General features: G+C 60.0%; 22 protein-coding genes and 1 tRNA gene. 16 read left to right on the top strand and 7 right to left on the bottom strand.

Annotated elements, in window-relative coordinates; translation table 11 throughout:
• Positions 1 to 97: 97 nt before the first annotated feature.
• From QMX98_RS08530 to QMX98_RS08500, 7 genes are all read right to left on the bottom strand, one after another.
• A complete protein-coding gene (locus tag QMX98_RS08530) occupies positions 98 to 853 on the bottom strand; it encodes an ABC transporter substrate-binding protein (protein WP_282410559.1) in 756 nt (251 codons plus the stop codon).
• 78 nt (positions 854 to 931) lie between these two features.
• The gene (gene hisF, locus QMX98_RS08525) at positions 932 to 1,702 is read right to left on the bottom strand and encodes an imidazole glycerol phosphate synthase subunit HisF (protein ID WP_007972752.1); all 771 of its coding nucleotides are present in this window, start codon (positions 1,700 to 1,702) and stop codon (positions 932 to 934) included.
• Between the two features lie 9 nt (positions 1,703 to 1,711).
• Positions 1,712 to 2,449 carry a 1-(5-phosphoribosyl)-5-[(5-phosphoribosylamino)methylideneamino]imidazole-4-carboxamide isomerase gene (gene hisA / locus QMX98_RS08520; RefSeq protein WP_010464588.1) on the bottom strand — a complete coding sequence of 246 codons (738 nt, stop codon included), beginning with the start codon at positions 2,447 to 2,449 and terminating at the stop codon, positions 1,712 to 1,714.
• A 103-nt stretch (positions 2,450 to 2,552) separates the two neighbouring features.
• On the bottom strand, positions 2,553 to 2,810 hold the full coding sequence (locus tag QMX98_RS08515; RefSeq protein ID WP_010464590.1) for a DUF2164 domain-containing protein: 258 nt from the start codon (positions 2,808 to 2,810) through the stop codon (positions 2,553 to 2,555).
• Positions 2,811 to 3,449 (bottom strand): imidazole glycerol phosphate synthase subunit HisH, encoded by a 639-nt coding sequence (gene hisH, locus QMX98_RS08510; RefSeq protein WP_010464592.1) that lies wholly within the window; start codon positions 3,447 to 3,449, stop codon positions 2,811 to 2,813.
• Positions 3,449 to 4,042, bottom strand: a complete 594-nt coding sequence (hisB, locus tag QMX98_RS08505) for an imidazoleglycerol-phosphate dehydratase HisB (RefSeq protein WP_003218037.1) — start codon at positions 4,040 to 4,042, stop codon at positions 3,449 to 3,451. Before hisB ends, hisH begins: the two co-directional genes overlap by 1 nt.
• 264 nt (positions 4,043 to 4,306) lie before the next feature.
• Positions 4,307 to 5,971 (bottom strand): OFA family MFS transporter, encoded by a 1,665-nt coding sequence (locus QMX98_RS08500; protein WP_010464600.1) that lies wholly within the window; start codon positions 5,969 to 5,971, stop codon positions 4,307 to 4,309.
• A gap of 224 nt (positions 5,972 to 6,195) precedes the next feature.
• Between QMX98_RS08500 and QMX98_RS08495 the strand changes: the two genes are divergently transcribed.
• The 16 genes from QMX98_RS08495 to QMX98_RS08420 all read left to right on the top strand — a co-directional run bounded on the left by QMX98_RS08495 (position 6,196) and on the right by QMX98_RS08420 (position 18,362).
• Positions 6,196 to 6,600 carry an acetyl-CoA sensor PanZ family protein gene (locus QMX98_RS08495; protein WP_010464602.1) on the top strand — a complete coding sequence of 135 codons (405 nt, stop codon included), beginning with the start codon at positions 6,196 to 6,198 and terminating at the stop codon, positions 6,598 to 6,600.
• Between the two features lie 78 nt (positions 6,601 to 6,678).
• A complete protein-coding gene (locus tag QMX98_RS08490; RefSeq protein WP_282410558.1) occupies positions 6,679 to 8,910 on the top strand; it encodes an AsmA family protein in 2,232 nt (743 codons plus the stop codon).
• Positions 8,907 to 9,974: an A/G-specific adenine glycosylase gene (gene mutY / locus QMX98_RS08485; RefSeq protein WP_077747586.1), complete on the top strand. Its 1,068-nt coding sequence runs from the start codon at positions 8,907 to 8,909 to the stop codon at positions 9,972 to 9,974. The genes QMX98_RS08490 and mutY overlap by 4 nt, the downstream gene beginning before the upstream one ends.
• A complete protein-coding gene (locus QMX98_RS08480; protein ID WP_010464608.1) occupies positions 9,971 to 10,243 on the top strand; it encodes an oxidative damage protection protein in 273 nt (90 codons plus the stop codon). The genes mutY and QMX98_RS08480 overlap by 4 nt, the downstream gene beginning before the upstream one ends.
• Before the next feature lie 103 nt (positions 10,244 to 10,346).
• Positions 10,347 to 10,422 (top strand) — tRNA-Phe (locus tag QMX98_RS08475).
• Between the two features lie 209 nt (positions 10,423 to 10,631).
• Positions 10,632 to 11,837, top strand: coding sequence for an integrase arm-type DNA-binding domain-containing protein (locus tag QMX98_RS08470; protein WP_282410557.1), 1,206 nt, complete (start codon positions 10,632 to 10,634; stop codon positions 11,835 to 11,837).
• A 182-nt stretch (positions 11,838 to 12,019) separates the two neighbouring features.
• On the top strand, positions 12,020 to 12,892 hold the full coding sequence (locus tag QMX98_RS08465; protein ID WP_282410556.1) for a hypothetical protein: 873 nt from the start codon (positions 12,020 to 12,022) through the stop codon (positions 12,890 to 12,892).
• 104 nt (positions 12,893 to 12,996) lie between these two features.
• Complete coding sequence (locus QMX98_RS08460; protein ID WP_282410555.1) at positions 12,997 to 13,242, top strand: AlpA family phage regulatory protein; 246 nt, start codon at positions 12,997 to 12,999, stop codon at positions 13,240 to 13,242.
• Position 13,243: 1 nt separating this feature from the next.
• Entirely contained in the window at positions 13,244 to 13,546 is a 303-nt protein-coding gene (locus QMX98_RS08455) for a helix-turn-helix domain-containing protein (RefSeq protein WP_282410554.1), read from the top strand.
• Entirely contained in the window at positions 13,543 to 14,016 is a 474-nt protein-coding gene (locus QMX98_RS08450; protein WP_282410553.1) for a Rha family transcriptional regulator, read from the top strand. The genes QMX98_RS08455 and QMX98_RS08450 overlap by 4 nt, the downstream gene beginning before the upstream one ends.
• Before the next feature lie 323 nt (positions 14,017 to 14,339).
• Positions 14,340 to 14,552, top strand: coding sequence for a hypothetical protein (locus tag QMX98_RS08445; RefSeq protein WP_282410560.1), 213 nt, complete (start codon positions 14,340 to 14,342; stop codon positions 14,550 to 14,552).
• A gap of 2 nt (positions 14,553 to 14,554) precedes the next feature.
• Positions 14,555 to 14,845 (top strand): hypothetical protein, encoded by a 291-nt coding sequence (locus tag QMX98_RS08440; protein ID WP_282410552.1) that lies wholly within the window; start codon positions 14,555 to 14,557, stop codon positions 14,843 to 14,845.
• Positions 14,838 to 15,065 (top strand): hypothetical protein, encoded by a 228-nt coding sequence (locus QMX98_RS08435; protein WP_095192320.1) that lies wholly within the window; start codon positions 14,838 to 14,840, stop codon positions 15,063 to 15,065. Before QMX98_RS08440 ends, QMX98_RS08435 begins: the two co-directional genes overlap by 8 nt.
• Positions 15,062 to 15,940 (top strand): toprim domain-containing protein, encoded by an 879-nt coding sequence (locus QMX98_RS08430; RefSeq protein WP_282410551.1) that lies wholly within the window; start codon positions 15,062 to 15,064, stop codon positions 15,938 to 15,940. Before QMX98_RS08435 ends, QMX98_RS08430 begins: the two co-directional genes overlap by 4 nt.
• On the top strand, positions 15,927 to 17,726 hold the full coding sequence (locus QMX98_RS08425; protein WP_282410550.1) for a DUF927 domain-containing protein: 1,800 nt from the start codon (positions 15,927 to 15,929) through the stop codon (positions 17,724 to 17,726). Before QMX98_RS08430 ends, QMX98_RS08425 begins: the two co-directional genes overlap by 14 nt.
• A 330-nt stretch (positions 17,727 to 18,056) precedes the next feature.
• Positions 18,057 to 18,362 (top strand): hypothetical protein, encoded by a 306-nt coding sequence (locus QMX98_RS08420; protein WP_282410549.1) that lies wholly within the window; start codon positions 18,057 to 18,059, stop codon positions 18,360 to 18,362.
• The last annotated feature ends 78 nt before the right edge of the window (positions 18,363 to 18,440 follow it).

The raw sequence follows: 18,440 nt of genomic DNA, 5'->3' as shown, positions 1-18,440 counted from the left end.
GAGCCTGCTCGCGATGGCGGTGAATCAGCCAACAGTGATGTTGACTGACACTGCCTCATCGCGAGCAGGCTCGCTCCCACACTTGAACACGGTGGTATCAGAGATACCGCGCCATGATGTCGTCCACCACGCCTTCTTTGCGCAGCTGATCCAGCGCGGCTTGCAGCTTGGCCACCACGTCATCTGGAACGTCTTTGTTCAACGCCAGATAGAGTTCGGCGCTATTGAACCGCAACACCGTCTTGAGACCATTAACGCCCTCCTGACGCGCCAGATAGCGCCCGGCCGGATCGCCCGTGGCCCACAAATCAATCTGACCACTCACCAGCTTCTTTGCGTTGTCCTGATCGCGTAGCACGACAATGGGCTTCAACCCTTGCTTGGCCAGCGTCTCGGCAATCGCATCGCCCTTGTATGCGCCGATCTTGTATTTGCGCGCCTGATCCAGCGTCTCCAGGCTGATCTTGCTGTCAGCCTTGGCCAGCATGATCCAGTCGTCCGGGCCAATCGGGCCGACCCACTTGAACAGCTTTTCGCGGTCCGGCAAGCGCGCCATCACGAACACGCCGTAACCGGGTTTCTCGAGGGCGAGCTTGTAGATTCGCTCCCAAGGGAAGCGCAGCGTCAGGCTGTAGGTGACGTCGGCACGTTTGAACATCTCGCGGACGATGTCCACGGCAATGCCATTGATGTTCTCGTCCTGAGCGAAGTTCTTGCCGTTCTTCGCCATGTTGTATGGCGGGAAATTTTCCGTCAGTAACACCAGGTCGGTGTCGGGACTTTCTTCAGCGTGGGCTCCATTGATGAGCAACAGAGAAGCGCTGGCGAGGGCAAGAAGCAGGCGTTTGATCATGTTGGGCTACCGAAATCCATGGCGTGCCCAAGAGTGCCTTGAGCCCGCCATGCTGTCCACTGGCCTGCATGGATTTGTTTAGCGCATGACGATTCCGCGATGCGCCATGTAGGCCTTGGCTTCCTGCACCGTGTATTCGCCGAAGTGGAAAATACTCGCCGCCAATACGGCGCTGGCGTGACCTTCGATGATGCCGTCGGCCAAATGCTGCAGGTTGCCGACGCCGCCGGAGGCAATCACCGGGATACCCAGCGCATCGCTGATGGCGCGGGTGACGCCCAGGTCGAAACCGTTTTTCATGCCGTCCTGATCCATGCTGGTCAGCAGGATTTCACCGGCACCCAGGCCTTCCATCTTCTTCGCCCACTCAACGGCGTCGAGGCCGGTTGGCTTGCGCCCGCCGTGGGTGAAGATCTCCCAGCGCGGGGTTTCGCCCGGACCGGAGACTTTCTTGGCGTCGATAGCGACGACGATGCACTGCGAGCCGAAATGCTGGGCCGCTTCGCCGACGAATTCCGGGTTGAATACCGCTGCGGTGTTGATCGAAACCTTGTCCGCACCGGCATTCAGCAAGTTGCGAATGTCCTGCACCGTGCGCACACCACCGCCCACCGTCAGCGGGATGAACACCTGGCTGGCCATGCGCTCGACGGTGTGCAGCGTGGTATCGCGGCCATCGACGCTGGCGGTGATGTCGAGAAAGGTAATCTCGTCAGCGCCCTGCTCGTCGTAGCGACGGGCGATTTCCACCGGATCGCCGGCATCACGAATGTTCTCGAACTTGACGCCCTTGACCACCCGGCCGTTGTCCACGTCCAGGCAAGGGATGATGCGTTTGGCCAGCGCCATGGTCAGTCCTCAGCCTTTGTACGAATCGCAGAAAGCTTGCGCTTCAGCGACATCGAGGGTGCCTTCGTAGATCGCCCGGCCGGTGATGGCGCCGATGATGCCTGGCGCCTTGGCGTCCAGCAGCGACTTGATGTCACCGAGGTTGTGAATGCCGCCGGAAGCGATGACCGGAATGCGCGTGGCAGCGGCCAGGGCAGCGGTGAACGGTACGTTGCAACCCTGCATCATGCCGTCTTTGGCGATGTCGGTATAAACGATCGCGGACACGCCATCGGCTTCGAACTGCTTGGCCAGGTCGATCACCTGAATGGTGCTGATTTCCGCCCAACCGTCAGTGGCGACGAAACCGTCTTTGGCGTCCAGACCGACGATCACTTTGCCCGGGAACGCACGGCACGCTTCAGCGACGAAGGCCGGATCTTTGACGGCTTTGGTGCCGATAATCACGTAGCTCACGCCTGCTTTGACGTAGTGCTCGATGGTTTCCAGGGAACGGATACCGCCACCGATCTGGATCGGAAGGTTCGGGTAGCGCTTGGCAATGGCTGTGACCACTTCGCCGTTGACCGGCTGGCCTTCGAAGGCGCCGTTCAGGTCGACCAGATGCAGACGACGGCAACCGCCCTCCACCCACTTGGCAGCCATGCTCACCGGGTCATCGGAGAACACCGTGGAATCTTCCATGCGGCCCTGGCGCAGACGAACACAGGCACCGTCTTTAAGATCGATAGCGGGAATAATCAGCATGCTTTTTCCTTCGTCCAAAGAGCTGCAAGCTGCAAGCTATAAGCTGCAAGCACGCACGCGTTTCTACTTCTTGCAGCTTGCAGCTTAAAGCTTGCAGCTGCTCCTATGCTTTCTCGAGCGCCCACAAGTCGCTTTCGATGCTTTCGAACCTCTCTTTGAGGTGCGTCTGCACATCGAAAATCGCCCTGTTGTAATAGTGCGGCGCAATTTCGCGAGTAAACAGCTCAAGGATTTCAGCCGCTTCGAACGAACCCAGGTCCAGTTCGAAGCGATCTTCCATGAAGCGTTTGATCTTGTGATTGGCCTCGTTCTCCTGTTCGGGAGTGAGGGTCAGGATCGGCGGCTTCTTCTTGGCAGCCATTTACCAGCGACCATCCCACGCGGCGAAGTTCTGCAGCAATTGCAGGCCATGGGTATGGCTCTTCTCCGGGTGGAACTGCACGGCGAAACGCGAGCCATCGGCCAGCGCCGCGGCGAAATCGACACCGTAGTGACCGCCACCCACCACCTGCCGCGCATTGCCGGCGGCGATGTAGTAGCTGTGCACGAAGTAGAAACGCGCCAGGTCCGGAATGTTGTGCCACAGCGGGTGACTCACCGTCTGCTTCACTTCGTTCCAGCCCATGTGCGGGACTTTCAGGTGTTCGCCGTCTTCGTGCAGGTCCTTGCCGAAGAACTTCACCTGGCCTGGAAACAGACCGATGCAATCGACGCCGTCGTTCTCTTCACTGCTGTCGAGCAAGGCTTGCATGCCGACACAGATGCCGAGAAACGGACGGTCCTGGCTGACTTCGCGCACCAGCGAGTCGAAGCCCAGGCGACGGATCTCCGCCATGCAATCGCGAATCGCACCGACGCCGGGGAAAACCACCCGGTCGGCTTCGCGAATCACATCGGCATCGCTGGTGATCAGGACCTTGCCGGCACCGACGTGCTCGAGGGCCTTGGCCACCGAGTGCAGGTTGCCCATGCCGTAATCGATAACCGCGACCGTCTGCATTACAGAACGCCTTTGGTCGACGGCATCTGACCGGCCATGCGGTCATCAAGCTCTACGGCCATGCGCAGGGCGCGGCCGAATGCCTTGAACACGGTTTCGATCTGGTGGTGGGTGTTGGTGCCACGCAGGTTGTCGATGTGCAGGCTGACCAGCGCATGGTTGACGAAGCCCTGGAAGAATTCCTGGAACAAGTCAACGTCGAAGCCGCCAACGGTGGCGCGGGTGTAGGGAACATGCATCTGCAGGCCAGGACGGCCGGAGAAGTCGATCACCACACGCGATAGCGCTTCATCGAGCGGGACATAGGCGTGGCCGTAGCGACGGATGCCTTTTTTGTCGCCGATGGCTTTGGCGAAGGCCTGACCCAAAGTGATACCAACGTCTTCCACCGTGTGGTGGTCGTCGATATGCAGGTCGCCTTTGCTGACAATATCCAGGTCGATCAGCCCGTGACGGGCGATCTGGTCCAGCATGTGCTCAAGAAAAGGGACACCGATATCAAATCGGGCCTTTCCGGTGCCATCCAGGTTGATCGAGGCTTTGATCTGGGTTTCCAGAGTGTCGCGCTCGACTGACGCCTTACGTTCGGCCATCACCAGCTCCGCAAAATCATTGGGCGAAAAAGGCAGCCATTATAGGGGCGCGGGCGCGAAACAGAAACACGGGAGGTGATATCACTGACGGAGTGAAGCCGGGAGTATCGGGGATAGACATGTCCATACAAGCGGATTTGATGGCGCCTCAAACAAATGTGGGAGCGAGCCTGCTCGCGAAAGGGCCTTCACATTCAACATCTCTGTCGACTGTCAGACCGCATTCACGAACAGGCTCGCTCCCACAGGGGCAGTGCGTTTTACTTAGTGGAACAGAACCGCCGTCTTCTGCAGGGTCACCCAGACACCCCACGCCAACGGAATCCCCACCACCAGCCACGCAGCAATCGCCAACGGCTTGGTGCCCGGCGCCGCTTTCCACTCCAGCACGGTGCTGGCATCAGCACCCTTGTCGTGGCCCAGCGCCTGTTCGGCAGCCAGTTCGGCGTCGGTCATGAAGTACTTGTCGGCCACCGGGCGAACCATCAGGTTGCACAGGAAACCCAGCACCAGCAAGCCCGCGAGGATGTACAAGGTGATGTCGTAAGCCGCGGCGCGCTCAACGCCGATGCTCAACTGATACTCACGAATGTAGTTCACCAACACCGGACCCAACACGCCCGCCGCCGCCCATGCCGTCAGCAGACGACCGTGGATCGCGCCGACCATTTGCGTACCGAACAGGTCCGCCAGGTAAGCCGGCACGGTCGCAAAACCACCGCCGTACATCGACAGGATGATGCAGAACGCCGCCACGAACAGCGCAACGTTACCCAGGTGACCGAGGTTCGGGATCAGCGCGTACAGGGCAAAGCCCAGGGCGAAGAACACGAAATAGGTGTTTTTACGGCCCAGGTAATCCGAGAACGACGCCCAGAAGAACCGACCACCAATGTTGAACAGGCTCAGCAAACCGGTGAAACCGGCCGCAATCGCCGCGATAGAAGCCAGTTGCCCGGCGTCCAACTGACCGAACGGCAGGTCAACACCGATCAATTTACCGCCGAACACTTCCTGCAACAGCGGCGAAGCCATGCCCAGGATGCCGATACCCGCCGACACGTTCAGGCACAGCACCAGCCACACCAGACGGAATTGCGGGGTTTTCCACGCCACATTCACGTGGACGTGACGGTGAGTGATCATCGCGTTCGAAGCTTTCTTCGCCGGAGCAGTCCAGCCTTCAGGTTTCCAGCCGGTTGGCGGCACGCGGTAGGACAGTGCACCGCCGATCATGAACACGAAGTAGATCGCGGCCATCACCAGAAAGCTCTGCCACACACCGACGCTGTCTGCCGAAGCGAAGTGGCCCATCAGGGCTGCGGCCAGCGGAGCACCGACCATCGCACCACCACCGAAGCCCATGATCGCCATGCCGGTCGCCATGCCGCGCTTGTCCGGGAACCACTTGATCAGGGTCGACACCGGCGAGATGTAACCCAACCCCAGGCCGATACCGCCAATGACCCCGGAGCCGATCCACATCAGCCAGATCTGGTGGGTATAAATCCCCAGCGCCGAAATCAGCAGACCACCACACCAGCACAGTGCCGATACAACGCCAGCCTTGCGAGGCCCGGCGTGTTCCAGCCAGCCGCCCCAGATCGCTGCCGAGCAGCCGAGGAAGATGAAGAACAGGGTGTAGATCCAGCCGAGCATCGAGATCGGCCAGTCACATTGCGACGAGAAAACTTGCGAGATGAAGCTCATGTCCGGCGCGCAGGCTACCGGCTTGGTCACGCCCAGGGCTTTGGACAGTGGCAACCAGAACACCGAGAAGCCGTAAGCCATGCCGATGCACAGGTGGATGGCCAGTGCGGCCGGTGGTACCAGCCAGCGGTTGAAACCGGGCTTGGCGATGATGCGTTCCTTGGACAGGAACCCGGGCTGATTGGCTGTAAAGCCATCCGCCGTGATACTCGTGGTCATTGTGTATCCCCCAATTATTAGTATGGTTCGCCAGCCACTCTTCGCCCCCAGCCTTATGCGCACGCATGACTGTCTTTTTCAGGGTGAAGCTCCATTTTGGTGCGACATCACGTCGCAGAAGGACGGACGAACCGGCAGAGGTTACCATCTGTACGTGACAGAAAAACCAAAGTGATATCACCTTTGTGTAAGTCATCTGTTCTCGTACCACTGAAGGAACCGCCATGCCGATCATTGTCGAGCTGCTGCACGAAGCCACTTATCAGGATCAGCAAGACCTGCAAAAAATTTATCGCGACGCTCCAGACTGGCTGTTCGCCCCGTTTTCAGGGGGTTTGCAGCTGATCGAAAGCTGCCTGGAAGACGGTTCGCTGATCGCCGGACGCTTCAATGATCGGCTGCTCGGCGCGGCTCGCTTGCAACGAAACCACGACGTTTGGCACTTGTCCCAAATCTGCGTGCGAAAAATTACCCGTCGCCGTGGCGTTGCCGAACGAATGGTGAACGAAGCGCGGAAAATGGCTTCGCAATCGGGCGTGACCTTGCGTCTACTGGCACCTGCCGGGCATCTCGAAGCTCAGGCACTGGCCGCCAAGCTGAAAGTGCCGCTGGATGTGCTGCCGACGTGATCGCTGACCGGTCGTCCGCTTCGGAGCGCTATACTCCCCGGCTAAATTTCGAATTCGACTAACTACAAGGACTCGCCCATGAAAGCGTTCGGCAAAATCCTGGGTCTGGTGCTTCTCGGGCTGTTGCTGATCATTGTGGCGCTGGGCTTTGCCCTGACCCACCTCTTCGATCCCAACGACTATAAAGACGAGATTCGCCAGATTGCCCGCGACAAGGCCCACATCGAGCTGACGCTCAATGGCGATATCGGCTGGAGCCTGTTCCCGTGGCTTGGCCTGGAATTGCACGAAGCCAGTGTCGCGACCCTGGCCAAACCCACCGAACCGTTCGCCGACTTGCAGATGCTGGGTCTGTCTGTGCGCGTGCTGCCGCTGCTGCGCCGCGAAGTGCAGATGAGTGACGTGCGCGTCGAAGGCCTTAACCTGCGCCTGAACCGCGACAAGGACGGCCACGGTAACTGGGAAGACATCGGCAAGGCCCCGGCGCCAGTCACCCCGGCCACGCCAACCGCTACTGCTGGCGAACCTGCGCCTGCGCCGACCACCACCGCCCAGGCGGAAAAACCGGCCCAACCGATTCGCCTGGACATCGACAGCCTGACCGTCAACAACGCCCGCGTTGAATACAACGACGAGAAGACAGGCAAGCAGTTCAGCGCCGAAAGCATCCAGCTGAGCACCGGCCCGGTCCACGACTCGACCAACATTCCGGTCAAACTCACGGCGTTCCTCGGCACCAATCAGCCGGTCCTGCGGGTACGCACCGAACTCAATGGCGAGTTGCGTTTCGAACGCGCCTTGCAGCGCTACAAATTCGAGGACATGAAGCTCTCCGGCGAAGTCGCCGGCGATCCGCTGCAAGGCAAGACCATGACCTTCGCTGCCCAAGGCCAGTTGCTGCTGGATAAAGCCGCGAACGTCGCCGAATGGACCGGTATCAAGATCTCTGCCAACCAAATGCGCGCACTGGGCGAGTTGAAGGTCAACGACCTCGACAAGACGCCGCAAATCAGCGGCGGCATTTCGATTGCCCAGTTCGACCTGGCGAAATTCGTCGACAGCATCGGCCAGACACTCCCGGCCATGGCCGAAGGCAGCCTGAGCAAAGTCGAGCTGGTCAGCCGTCTGGCGGGCACGCCTGCGAGCCTGTCGCTCGACAACATCAACCTGAAAGTCGACGACAGCAGCTTCAGTGGCCGCATCGCCGTCGAGGACTTCGCCAAACAATCGCTGCGCGCAACCCTCAAGGCTGACACCTTCAACGTTGACCGCTATCTGCCACCCAAGTCCGCCGAAGCCAGTAGCGCGACGCAAGTGCGTCAGGCCGAAGTCGCCAGCACCGAAGCCGACGCCATGGCGGGCGCCGGCAGCACACCGTTGCCCGCCGCACCGACCAAAACTGCGTGGAGTACTGAACGCCTGTTGCCGGTAGAACGCTTGCGCAAACTCGACGTGCAGGCCGACCTGACCTTCGGCCAGTTGACCCTCGACAAACTGCCGATTCAGAACGCAACGCTCAAGGCCGCTGGCCAAGGCGGCCTGCTGACTCTGGAGGAACTGCGCGGCGACCTGTACGGCGGCAACTTCGAAGCCAAGGGCACCCTGGACGTGCGCCCGGAAGTACCGGCGCTGAACATGCAGACGCGCATCACCAAAGTGCCCGTGGAAAAAATCCTTGAAAGCCAAGGGAAGAATCCACCGGTCAACGGCCTGGTGACGCTCAACAGCGCGCTGACCGGCAGCGGCAACAGCCAGCAAGCGCTGATCGAGACGCTCAACGGCAACGCCAGTTTCGTCATCAACAACGGCGTGCTGCTCAATGCCAACCTTGAACAACAGCTGTGCAAAGGCATCGCCACACTCAACCGCAAAAGCCTCAGCGGCGAGCCACGGGGCAAGGACACACCGTTCCAGGAGCTCAACGGTAACCTGACCTTCCGTAACGGCGTGGCCAGCAACCCAGACCTGAAAGTGCGCATCCCGGGCATGACCGTCAAAGGTGACGGCGACGTCGACCTGCGAGTACTGGGCATGGATTATCGCGTCGGCGTGATCGTCGAAGGCGATAAGAGCGACATGCCGGACCCGGCCTGCCAAGTCGGCGAGAAGTTCGTCGGCATCGAGTGGCCGCTGCGCTGCCGTGGCCCGCTGGAACTGGGCGCCAAGGCGTGCCGTCTCGATAACGAACGCATGGGCGAGGTCGCGAGCAAACTGGCGGGCGAGCGGATCAGTGAAAAAATCGACGAGAAGCTTGGCGACAAGGTCAGCCCTGAACTGAAAAACGCGCTGAAGGGGCTGTTCAAGCGATGAGAGCCGAGCAGTTTTCAACGGCGGTGCTGGACTGGTACGACCGCCACGGCCGCCACGATTTGCCCTGGCAACAAGGCATCACGCCGTATCGGGTGTGGGTCTCGGAGATCATGCTGCAACAGACCCAGGTCAGCACCGTGCTGAATTATTTCGACCGTTTCATGGCTTCGCTGCCGACGGTCGAGGCCCTGGCTGCCGCGCCGGAAGACGAAGTGCTGCACTTATGGACCGGCCTGGGTTACTACACTCGCGCACGCAATTTGCAGAAAACCGCAAAGATCGTCGTGGCCGAGTACGGCGGCGAGTTTCCGCGAGATGTCGAAAAGCTTGTCGAGTTGCCGGGCATCGGCCTGTCCACGGCTGGCGCCATCGCCAGCCTGAGCATGGGCCTGCGGGCGCCGATCCTCGATGGTAACGTCAAACGGGTGCTGGCGCGCTTTACCGCGCAAGAGGGATATCCGGGCGAGCCGAAGGTCGCCAAACAGCTGTGGGCGAACGCTGAGCGCTTCACGCCGCATGATCGGGTCAACGCCTACACCCAGGCGATGATGGATCTGGGCGCCACGCTCTGCACCCGCAGCAAACCGAGTTGCCTGCTCTGCCCGCTGGAAAAGGGCTGCGAAGCGCACATGCTTGGCCTGGAAACCCGCTACCCGATCCCGAAGCCGCGCAAGACCGTGCCACAGAAGCGCACGTTGATGCCGATGCTCGCCAACGGTGAAGGCGCGATTCTGCTTTACCGCCGGCCTTCTACGGGCTTGTGGGGCGGTCTGTGGAGCCTGCCGGAACTCGATGACCTCGACGACCTGCAACATCTGGCCTCGCAGCACTCGCTGGAACTGGGCACGCAACAAGCGCTGCCGAGTCTGGTCCACACCTTCAGCCACTTCCAGTTGTCCATCGAACCCTGGCTGGTTCAGGTCCAGGAGGCCGGCCATCACGTGGCCGAGGCCGACTGGCTCTGGTATAACCTCGCCACCCCGCCGCGCCTGGGCCTTGCCGCCCCGGTCAAAACCTTGCTCGAACGCGCGGCCGCCGTATTGAACGCAGGAGAGTTGTCATGACCCGCACCATCATGTGCCGCAAGTACAAAGAAGAATTGCCCGCCCTGGAGCGCGCTCCATTCCCGGGCGCCAAAGGTCAGGACATTTTTGACCATGTCTCGGCCAAGGCCTGGGCCGACTGGCAGAAACACCAGACCCTGCTGATCAACGAAAAACGCCTGAACATGATGAACGCCGAAGACCGCAAATACCTTCAGGGCGAGATGGACAAGTACTTCTCTGGCGAGGAATACGCCAAGGCTGACGGCTACGTTCCGCCGGCGGAATAATCCCGATTTATCGGGGGTCGGAACGTAAGCGACGGTAATAGTTAAATTTTTTTTGAAAACTTGCTTGACGACCCCCTGAAAAACCCGTTTAATGCGCCCCGTTGCCCAGATAGCTCAGTCGGTAGAGCAGGGGATTGAAAATCCCCGTGTCGGCGGTTCGATTCCGTCTCTGGGCACCACCTTTCGTTTTCAGGTGGTACCAACAACACCTGAAAGCCCACAGAGAACCCGCCTAGTGCGGGTTTTTTGTTGCCTATGGTTCCCCACCATTCCCTTGTAAGCCCAAACATATGTGAGTAGATTCGTGAGTAGATCCAGTTCGGTCTAGAAATCTACTCACACCACGGCGGCAAAATGCCCGCCCGGTGCGGCCTACAAGGAGGCTGCTTTGCCACTCTCAGATACCACCATTCGCACCGCCAAGCCGAAGGACAAGCTTTACCGGCTGACGGACGCCAACGGGTTATGTTTGGAAGTGGCATCGACAGGCACCAAGCTATGGCGGTACCGGTACCGCTTTAACGGCAACGCAAAAATGTTGGCATTGGGTAAATACCCTGCTGTCACTCTGCTGAAGGCGCGCCAGCTACGCGATGAGGCCCGCCAACTGCTTACGGAAGGCACCGACCCCGGCGAACACAAAAAAGCCGCCAAAAAGGCTCAGAAGGTCGACGGGCTGACTTTCGAGACGCTGGCGCGGGAGTGGTACGACTACAGCTCGCCACGGTGGGCGGAGGCGACCGCCTACAAAACCAAGCTGTACCTGGATAACGACATCATCCCCGGCATAGGCGCCCGCCCGATAAAAGCCATCACCCGGCCAGAGTTGGTCGAGCTGGTGCGCACAGTGGAGGCAAGGGGCACGCTTAATGCCGCTGGCAAGATTCGCCAATGGCTACACCAGATATTCCGCTTCGGCCTGGCAAGGGGCGTCGTCGAGGTCAATCCGGCCACCGACTTAAACGTGGTCGCCGCGCCAGCCAAAGCCGCTCGCCATCACCCGCACGTCACCTTTGCCGAATTGCCCGAACTGCTGGGTAAGGTCGAGGCCGCGAACATTCACACTCTGACCCGGCACGCTGTCCGGCTGTTGACGCTGACAGCAGTTCGCCCTGGTGAGTTACGCCAAGCGCCGTGGTCGGAGTTCGATCTACACTCCGCCACCTGGACGATACCCGCCGCCCGCATGAAAGCCCGTCGCCCGCATATCGTGCCCCTACCCCGCCAAGCCGTTGCCATCCTGCGCCAGCTCAACGAAATCACCGGGCGTTACTCGCTGGTCTTTGCTGGCGCCAACCCCGAGCGCCCCATGAGTGAGAACACGATCAACAAGGCTTTGCGGTTGGTCGGGTACGAAGGCCGACAGACCGGCCACGGGTTCCGCCACCTGCTCAGCACCGAGTTGAACGGGCGCGGGTACAACAAGGATTGGATTGAGCGCCAGCTTGCTCATGGTGACAGCGACGAGATCCGCGGCACCTACAACCATGCGGCCTATGTAGAGCAGCGCCGGGAAATGATGCAAGCCTGGGCTGACTCAATCGACGCCGTGTGCGCTGGCGCCAACGTGGTGAGCATCAAGCGAAAAGCATAACGGTTTTGGCTGGCCTAGCCCGACGGGGCGAAAAGCGGACTTCCCATCCGCCTGACCAGCCGATCTATTCCAAATGGGAACGCCTGGGAGGGCGATAGAGTGAAAACACTCAAAGAGTTAGTTGATGATACGAGCAACCCCGTCGGCGATCAGCTCGACGGCTCCGCAATTGGCCGACAAGCATGATCGATACAGACTTTTTGAGCGCGCCCCAGCTAGCCGGTCGCTGGGGGCAAGAGCCATGGCAAATCATCGACCATGGCCTCGCCCTGCGACTGCCGATTCTATTCCGATTCGATGGCATGGCATTCGACTTCAACGACCGCTGGCATAGAGATACAGGTGCTCATACGGAGCAACAGGAGCTAGCGCAAAAGGCAGAGTGGGTCAAAGGCTGCGAGGCGCTTATAAAGCGCAATGCTGCTGGCCTTACAGGTGAGTTTGACCGCCTGGATAGTCGCGAGGTCGTAGAGCTTCGCGGCAGGATCAATGAAGCAAAAGAGCGTATCAGTCAGCTCAATGATTTGCTCGACAAGCGAGAGCAGGAGCGCCGCAAGTCAACATACAACGGTCTTATGCGCGCACTACCCCGGACATTGCAGGATATCCAGCAGGCCGGAGAGACTGCATTCCCCTATCTCGCCATGCATCCGCAGTCCCCTGTTTACTTGACCGAATCTGAGGGCAAGCAGAATCTAGACGGACGAATTATGTCGCTAGAGCCAGGCATCTCTGGCGCCTGGAAGCAAAGGCTGTTCCTCGACGATCTGCTTATCCCGATGCAGATCATTAAAACGCTAGAAGCCAAGCAAAAGGGTGAGATCGAGAACAAGCCACTACCTAAAGCCCGTCGACAGGAACAAGCCGTCATCGCAGCGCTGCGCCAGCTAGGCTATGACCCGTCAGCTTTGCCGCCGCGTAAGCCGGGCACAGAGTGGGTTAAAGCACAAACCTGGCGCGAGCTTGAAAGCCGAAAAGACCTATTCACAAAAGGGACCTTCAACAGCACATGGGATCACCTGCGCGCAAACGGTGACATCGCAGAACAAGCATGACGGGTGTCCTCCCTACAAAAAGGGGATAGGGGGATAGTTGCGGAGGAGTACACCTAGGCCGGGAGCATGGCGTCTGTTCCCAATGCCACCCTAGGAGGCGCAACATGACGCATACAGCTCACCCCATCCGCAAGCAGCCCTCAGCCTCGGCCGAGAACCCACGCCGGTTTATCAAGCTGGGCGAAGTCAAAACACTGACCACCCTTTCCACGTCTGAGATTTACCGCCGCATTGCAGCCGGGCGCTTCCCCAGGCAGGTAATGCTCGGGCCAAAGTCTGCCGTCTGGATCGAGGCAGAGGTTATTGCCTGGTGCGACTCGCTTGTCGCCCTGCGAGCGGAGGCTGCTTAGCATGAGCCCAAAAAAAATGGCCGACCAACAGGCCAGCCACGAAAACACTCACATCAAGAATACCAGTATCAATGCGCAGAACGCACGGCTTGCCGCTCGCATGGAGCAAGGCAACATTGATACGTTCACCATCATGCGCGAGCTCAACATCTGCCGCCCTGGTGCGCGTATCTGCGATCTACGCGCCGCTGGTTACAAGATCCTCACCAACCGGATAACGCTCACAGATGAATGGGGGCGCATACACCGTGGCGTTGCCGTGTACACCCTGATCGCCAAGCCTGGTCAGAAGGTGGCGGCATGAACGCTATCGTCCTGATCCAATCTAAAGGCGAGCCCCGCGTGGATAGCCGTGTGCTGGCCGAGCAGTTGAGTACGCAGCACAAAAGCAGCATTGAACTGATCGACAAGTACGCAGACAAAATCCGTCGTTTTGGCCATCTTCCGTTTCAAACCGAAGTTGGTAAACGCGTACAGGGTGGTGGCAAAGCCGAACGCTTCGCCCTGCTGAACGAGGACCAAGCGTTCTTTCTGCTGACCCTGTCTCGCAACACTGACCGCGTTGTGGAACTGAAAGCGAACCTCATCATGGCTTTCCGCGAAGCCCGCTATGGGCACGCCTGCCAGACGCTAGAAGCTCGCAAGACGGAGGCTAGCCGTAGCGGTAGCCGCCTGGCTCACTGGCGCTATGACAAGCCGGGTATGCAACAGCATGTCGCCCACTTGAGGGAACAACTGAGGCTCCCGCTCGAACCGGAGGGCGTTCGCCTATGACTACCCTTACCTGCCCCGCAATTTCCAACGCCAATCTGAAGTCAGGTGTTGCGTTCCCGAATGTACGGAGATACATTTCGCTCGTCGCTGCAAATTCAGCGACCGGGTTTTGCAGCCCGAACATCGTTAGGCGCATAAGCGCCACCGTTTCGAAAGCTGGCGCTTTTTTCATGCCTGCTATTTCGTTTTATGGTGGCTGTGCGCGGGGCGCTTTCGAGCGCGCCGGGTTCCTAACGTCCCGGTCTGCAAACCTGCGCACAGCCGCCACCCAATTCTGTTTTGCAGCAGGTAGTGGCGGTTCCTCAACGTTAGGAGCCGTACCAATGAAACACGCCCTCATTCCGTCCAAAATTCGCGCCGCAGCGCACCGCGCCATGGCTATGGCCGCCCTTCATGCCGACTCATCGCTGAGCGTTCGCCTCAAGCGCTACAACACACAAATGGCAATCGCCCGAACCTTGGAAACCGCAGTCGCCCCGGACAACTGCGCCAAAGCCCACCGCATCCAGCGCACCTCCGTTAACCAAGGGGCTTAACCATGACTAATTTTCAACACTGCCAAATGGTGGTGACGCCGAAGACTTGCCCGAAGAAAGCCACCAAACTGTTTTACGTCACCCATCCAAAGGCGCCCAAGGCTCTTCTGGGGCCGTTCTTGAGCCACGCCGACGCCGAGTGCGGGCGCGTAGTAATGCACAGTGCGGACGCTGTTGTAACCGCCTGCCTTGTGGGTTCAATCGACGACATTACCCGCGGACACGGGGTTAACAACGGTCGGGTATGCCGTGCCTTTGCTGGCGCTGATCGCTTGGAGGTGAATCATGGGTAACGTCATCCCCATCAAGCGCAAGTGTAACGGTGGCCAGCCTAACGCAGACGCTCACATCGACAACGCTAGCTACGCGCTGCTGGTGAAAACCATGATCGGCTTCCTGGAGCTGGGCATCGCAGAAAGTGATGCAGGTCGGCACTGCGATGAGCTGGTGCGCCTGACCCTGCAACTTGATCGGCTCGCACGGCGCTTCATATCACCGAAGGGGGGTCTATGACAGACGCAACGATCCTTTTCCGTGACGCACTCCAAACGGTCTACGGGCCGCTCGACTGGCTGCCCGTGCCCGATGGCAACATTCACCGTTTCCGCGTCCCTGACGACAAGCCTGGCACGCTCAACGGCTGGTATGTGCTCTACCTGGACGGCATTGCCTCTGGCGCGTTCGGTAGCTGGAAAGCTGGCGGCACCCATACGTGGAGCAGCCGGGAACCACACAATAACCGCGAAGCCGAGCAGGTACGCCAGCGCATCGAGCAAGCCCGACGCCAGCGGGAAGCCGAGCAACACAAGCGCCAGCTCAAGGCCGCGAACCTCGCTCAACGCTGGTGGCGTGACGCCCGCCGTGCCGATCCTGGCCACGCCTATTTAATCGCTAAAGGCGTCCGCCCCCACGGCTTGCGCCAGCGTGGTGACGAATTGCTGGTGCCGCTGTATGCGGAGGGCGTCCTGGTCAACCTGCAAAGGATCGCCCTGGACGGCGGTAAGCGCTTCCTGTTTGGGGGCCGGATCAAGGGCACCTATTCGCCGTTGGGGCGCATCACACCGGGCAAACCGCTGTGTATCTGTGAGGGCTGGGCCACGGGCGCCACGCTTCACGAAAACGGCTACACCGTCGCCTGCGCCATGAATGCCGGGAACCTTAAACCGGTAGCGCTGGCGCTTCGGGCCGAATACCACACCACCGAAATCATTATCGCGGGCGATGACGACCGCTTGACCGAGGGTAACCCCGGACGCACCGCCGCCCATGCCGCCGCCGCAGCCGTGGGTGGGCTGGTGACTTTTCCTGAGTGGCCCGTCGACGCGCCGGACACGCTCAGCGACTACAACGACTTAGCAGCCTGGAGCCGCCACCATGGGCACGCCTGAGAACAACGTAATCAACCTGCGCCCCGAGGCGCCCATGGTCGAACCTGAGCGCCCGAGCTGGGGCGTGTACGAGCACTGGGTGGCGAACGAGAAAGGCCGCAGGTTGCGCCCCGGCGTGTACTGGCACGGCTTCAAACGCACCGCCGCCGATGATGAATCCGAAGACGATAAAACAGACCGCCCGATCACTGACGAATGGATCGCCACCCCCGTGACCGTCGTCGCTCGCACCACCAATAGCGACGATGGCAGCGAGGGCCGTTTTCTGCGCCTGGTAACGGAAAGCGGCACCAAGGAATGGATCATCCCCATGGAGGTGTTCGGCGGCAGTGGTGAAGACGCCAGGCGGACGCTGTTCGGCATGGGCGTGATTATCGCGCTCAAGAAACGCGGCCAGTTCATGGAGTACCTGCTGGAGCAGCGCCCCGCCGAAATGTTCGCCACCACCTGCCGCCCCGGCTGGCATGAGTCGGGCGCCTTTGTGTTGCCAGGACGCACCCTTGGCAGCGACAAGGTGCGTTATCAGGCCAGCGGCAAAGGTCAGAACCTGTTCAGCCTGCGCGGTGATCTGGAAGGCTGGAAAACCGAAGTCGCGGCCAAGTGCGAAGGCAATCCGGTACTGACCTTGGCGATTGGTTGCGCCCTGGCTGGCCCCCTGCTGAGTCTGGTAGGCGTATTGGGTGGCGGTGTTCACCTGGTGGGCGATAGCTCTAGCGGCAAGTCACTGGCGCAACTGATCGGTTCATCGGTCTGGGGCGACCCCGGCATCTTTGCCGCGTCGTGGGACATGACCAAGGGCGGTTTGGAGATTGAAGCCTCGGGCCGCAACGACACCATGCTGCCTCTAGACGAAATCAAGCGGGCCGACCCCAAGCGTGTGCAGGAAATGGCCTATTCACTCGCCAACGGTCAGGGCAAAGGCACCATGACCCGTGAGCGTGAAGGTCGGGCCAAGCTGTCGTGGCGTCTGCTGGCGCTGTCGAGTGGCGAACGCTCTCTGTCTGAACACGCCGCTATCGGCGGCAATGCGGCCCACGCTGGTGCTGAGTTGCGCATGGTGGACGTGAACGCCGGTACTCGCACCCACCGCGCCTTCGATGAATTGCACGGCCTTGCGGGCGCCGACTTCCACCGCGTGCTCACCGTTGCTGTCGGCGCCCATCACGGACACATCGGGCCAGCATTCGTGGAACGGTTGCTCGCCAGCGACGACCGTCCCGGCCTGCTGGAAGACTTTGCCGGTATCCGCGCCCAGTTCATCGAGGACAACGCCCAAGCCGGACGTGTGGCCGATCGCTTCGCCGTCATTGCCTTGGCTGGGGAAATGGCAATCGCCTACGGCCTGCTGCCCTGGACGCCAGGCAGCGCGTTGGCCGACTGCCAGTTGCTTTATGGCGAATGGCTGAGTCGGGTAGGCAGTGGCAATGCCGAAGACCGCCAGATCCTGGCAGGCATCCTGGACTTTATCGACAAGCACGGCAGTAGCCGCTTCTCAGACGTGAATGCGCCAGAGGTGGACGCCAAGGTATTCAATCGCGCTGGTTACTGGGAAGTGGTGGCCGGTAAGCGCCTCTACCTGTTCAACAAGTCGGCCCTGACCGAAGCGGCACATGGGCACGGGCTGACGCGAGTAGTGAAGGCGCTAGAAGGCGCTGGCGCGATTGCCAAGCACGATACCGACCGAGACAGCCGCAAAACCAAGAAATACCGCCTGCCCGCTGGTGGGTCTGCCCGCCTGTATGCCGTCGATCCAGAAGCCATGGATGGCGAAGGGGTCAGCCCATGAACACCACCAAACGCCAATGCCCGAATTCACAGGAACCTATAAACGTGGGGAACAGGGGGAACGGGGGAACGGCCAGTAAAACCGTGGCCTGTAGCTGTTCCCCCTTATTGAAATGTTGGGGAACAGGGGGAACACAAACATGTTTTTGAATATAAGACTCCGCGCAATTCCTGACATTTGGCTATCACTGTTCCCCACAATTTTCGATGGGGTACGGGTTCCCCCTCTGGAAGCCCCGGAAACGCTGGGTGTTCCCCCCGTTCCCCCGTTCCCCCGATTTTTTTTCACAGACACATTTGGGAGTAAGTGCAATCAGGGTGAGGTGGCGCAATGAGCCTCCTTTCCGACCTGCTCGATCACATCCCGCCGACCATCGCTGGCGCTGACAAACCGACCATGTCAAATCGCGCCCCAAATCGTCCGCGCCTGGTGCTGGTCGAGCGGCCCGCTCCAACGCTGGCGAAAACCTACACCAATGCCGCCAATGCAACGCCTGAGTGGCGCCACGCCCGCGACCAATACATCAGCCACCTTATGGCGTGTCGCGCCTGCTGCGCACCGACAGACCGTTACTGCCTGGCTGGCGCCGATCTGCGCGCTACCTACGACCGCATACCCATGGAGTCAAGCCCATGAAGCCGAACCTAATCATTGCCCTGTAGCAAGTAACCAAATCCGCGACACGTTTCGCGAATCACCAAATTGTGTCGCGAG

The organism is Pseudomonas sp. PS02303 (genome assembly GCF_029959925.1).
In the GTDB taxonomy this organism is placed as follows: domain Bacteria; phylum Pseudomonadota; class Gammaproteobacteria; order Pseudomonadales; family Pseudomonadaceae; genus Aquipseudomonas; species Aquipseudomonas mandelii.
Note: the sequence above shows the minus strand (reverse complement) of the source record. Positions and strands in the feature narration are given on the sequence as shown.

Bases quoted from the DNA above. Each gene is read 5' to 3' on its own strand.
- QMX98_RS08530 (WP_282410559.1), bottom strand. From the start codon at position 853: ATGATCAAACGCCTGCTTCTTGCCCTCGCCAGCGCTTCTCTGTTGCTC.
- QMX98_RS08425 (WP_282410550.1), top strand. From the start codon at position 15,927: ATGGGCACGCCTGAGAACAACGTAATCAACCTGCGCCCCGAGGCGCCC.
- hisH (WP_010464592.1), bottom strand. From the start codon at position 3,449: ATGCAGACGGTCGCGGTTATCGATTACGGCATGGGCAACCTGCACTCG.
- QMX98_RS08430 (WP_282410551.1), top strand. From the start codon at position 15,062: ATGACAGACGCAACGATCCTTTTCCGTGACGCACTCCAAACGGTCTAC.
- QMX98_RS08450 (WP_282410553.1), top strand. From the start codon at position 13,543: ATGAACGCTATCGTCCTGATCCAATCTAAAGGCGAGCCCCGCGTGGAT.
- QMX98_RS08445 (WP_282410560.1), top strand. From the start codon at position 14,340: ATGAAACACGCCCTCATTCCGTCCAAAATTCGCGCCGCAGCGCACCGC.
- QMX98_RS08515 (WP_010464590.1), bottom strand. From the start codon at position 2,810: ATGGCTGCCAAGAAGAAGCCGCCGATCCTGACCCTCACTCCCGAACAG.
- QMX98_RS08435 (WP_095192320.1), top strand. From the start codon at position 14,838: ATGGGTAACGTCATCCCCATCAAGCGCAAGTGTAACGGTGGCCAGCCT.
- hisF (WP_007972752.1), bottom strand. From the start codon at position 1,702: ATGGCGCTGGCCAAACGCATCATCCCTTGCCTGGACGTGGACAACGGC.
- hisB (WP_003218037.1), bottom strand. From the start codon at position 4,042: ATGGCCGAACGTAAGGCGTCAGTCGAGCGCGACACTCTGGAAACCCAG.
- QMX98_RS08465 (WP_282410556.1), top strand. From the start codon at position 12,020: ATGATCGATACAGACTTTTTGAGCGCGCCCCAGCTAGCCGGTCGCTGG.
- QMX98_RS08440 (WP_282410552.1), top strand. From the start codon at position 14,555: ATGACTAATTTTCAACACTGCCAAATGGTGGTGACGCCGAAGACTTGC.
- QMX98_RS08460 (WP_282410555.1), top strand. From the start codon at position 12,997: ATGACGCATACAGCTCACCCCATCCGCAAGCAGCCCTCAGCCTCGGCC.
- QMX98_RS08490 (WP_282410558.1), top strand. From the start codon at position 6,679: ATGAAAGCGTTCGGCAAAATCCTGGGTCTGGTGCTTCTCGGGCTGTTG.
- mutY (WP_077747586.1), top strand. From the start codon at position 8,907: ATGAGAGCCGAGCAGTTTTCAACGGCGGTGCTGGACTGGTACGACCGC.
- hisA (WP_010464588.1), bottom strand. From the start codon at position 2,449: ATGCTGATTATTCCCGCTATCGATCTTAAAGACGGTGCCTGTGTTCGT.
- QMX98_RS08455 (WP_282410554.1), top strand. From the start codon at position 13,244: ATGAGCCCAAAAAAAATGGCCGACCAACAGGCCAGCCACGAAAACACT.
- QMX98_RS08480 (WP_010464608.1), top strand. From the start codon at position 9,971: ATGACCCGCACCATCATGTGCCGCAAGTACAAAGAAGAATTGCCCGCC.
- QMX98_RS08420 (WP_282410549.1), top strand. From the start codon at position 18,057: ATGAGCCTCCTTTCCGACCTGCTCGATCACATCCCGCCGACCATCGCT.
- QMX98_RS08495 (WP_010464602.1), top strand. From the start codon at position 6,196: ATGCCGATCATTGTCGAGCTGCTGCACGAAGCCACTTATCAGGATCAG.
- QMX98_RS08500 (WP_010464600.1), bottom strand. From the start codon at position 5,971: ATGACCACGAGTATCACGGCGGATGGCTTTACAGCCAATCAGCCCGGG.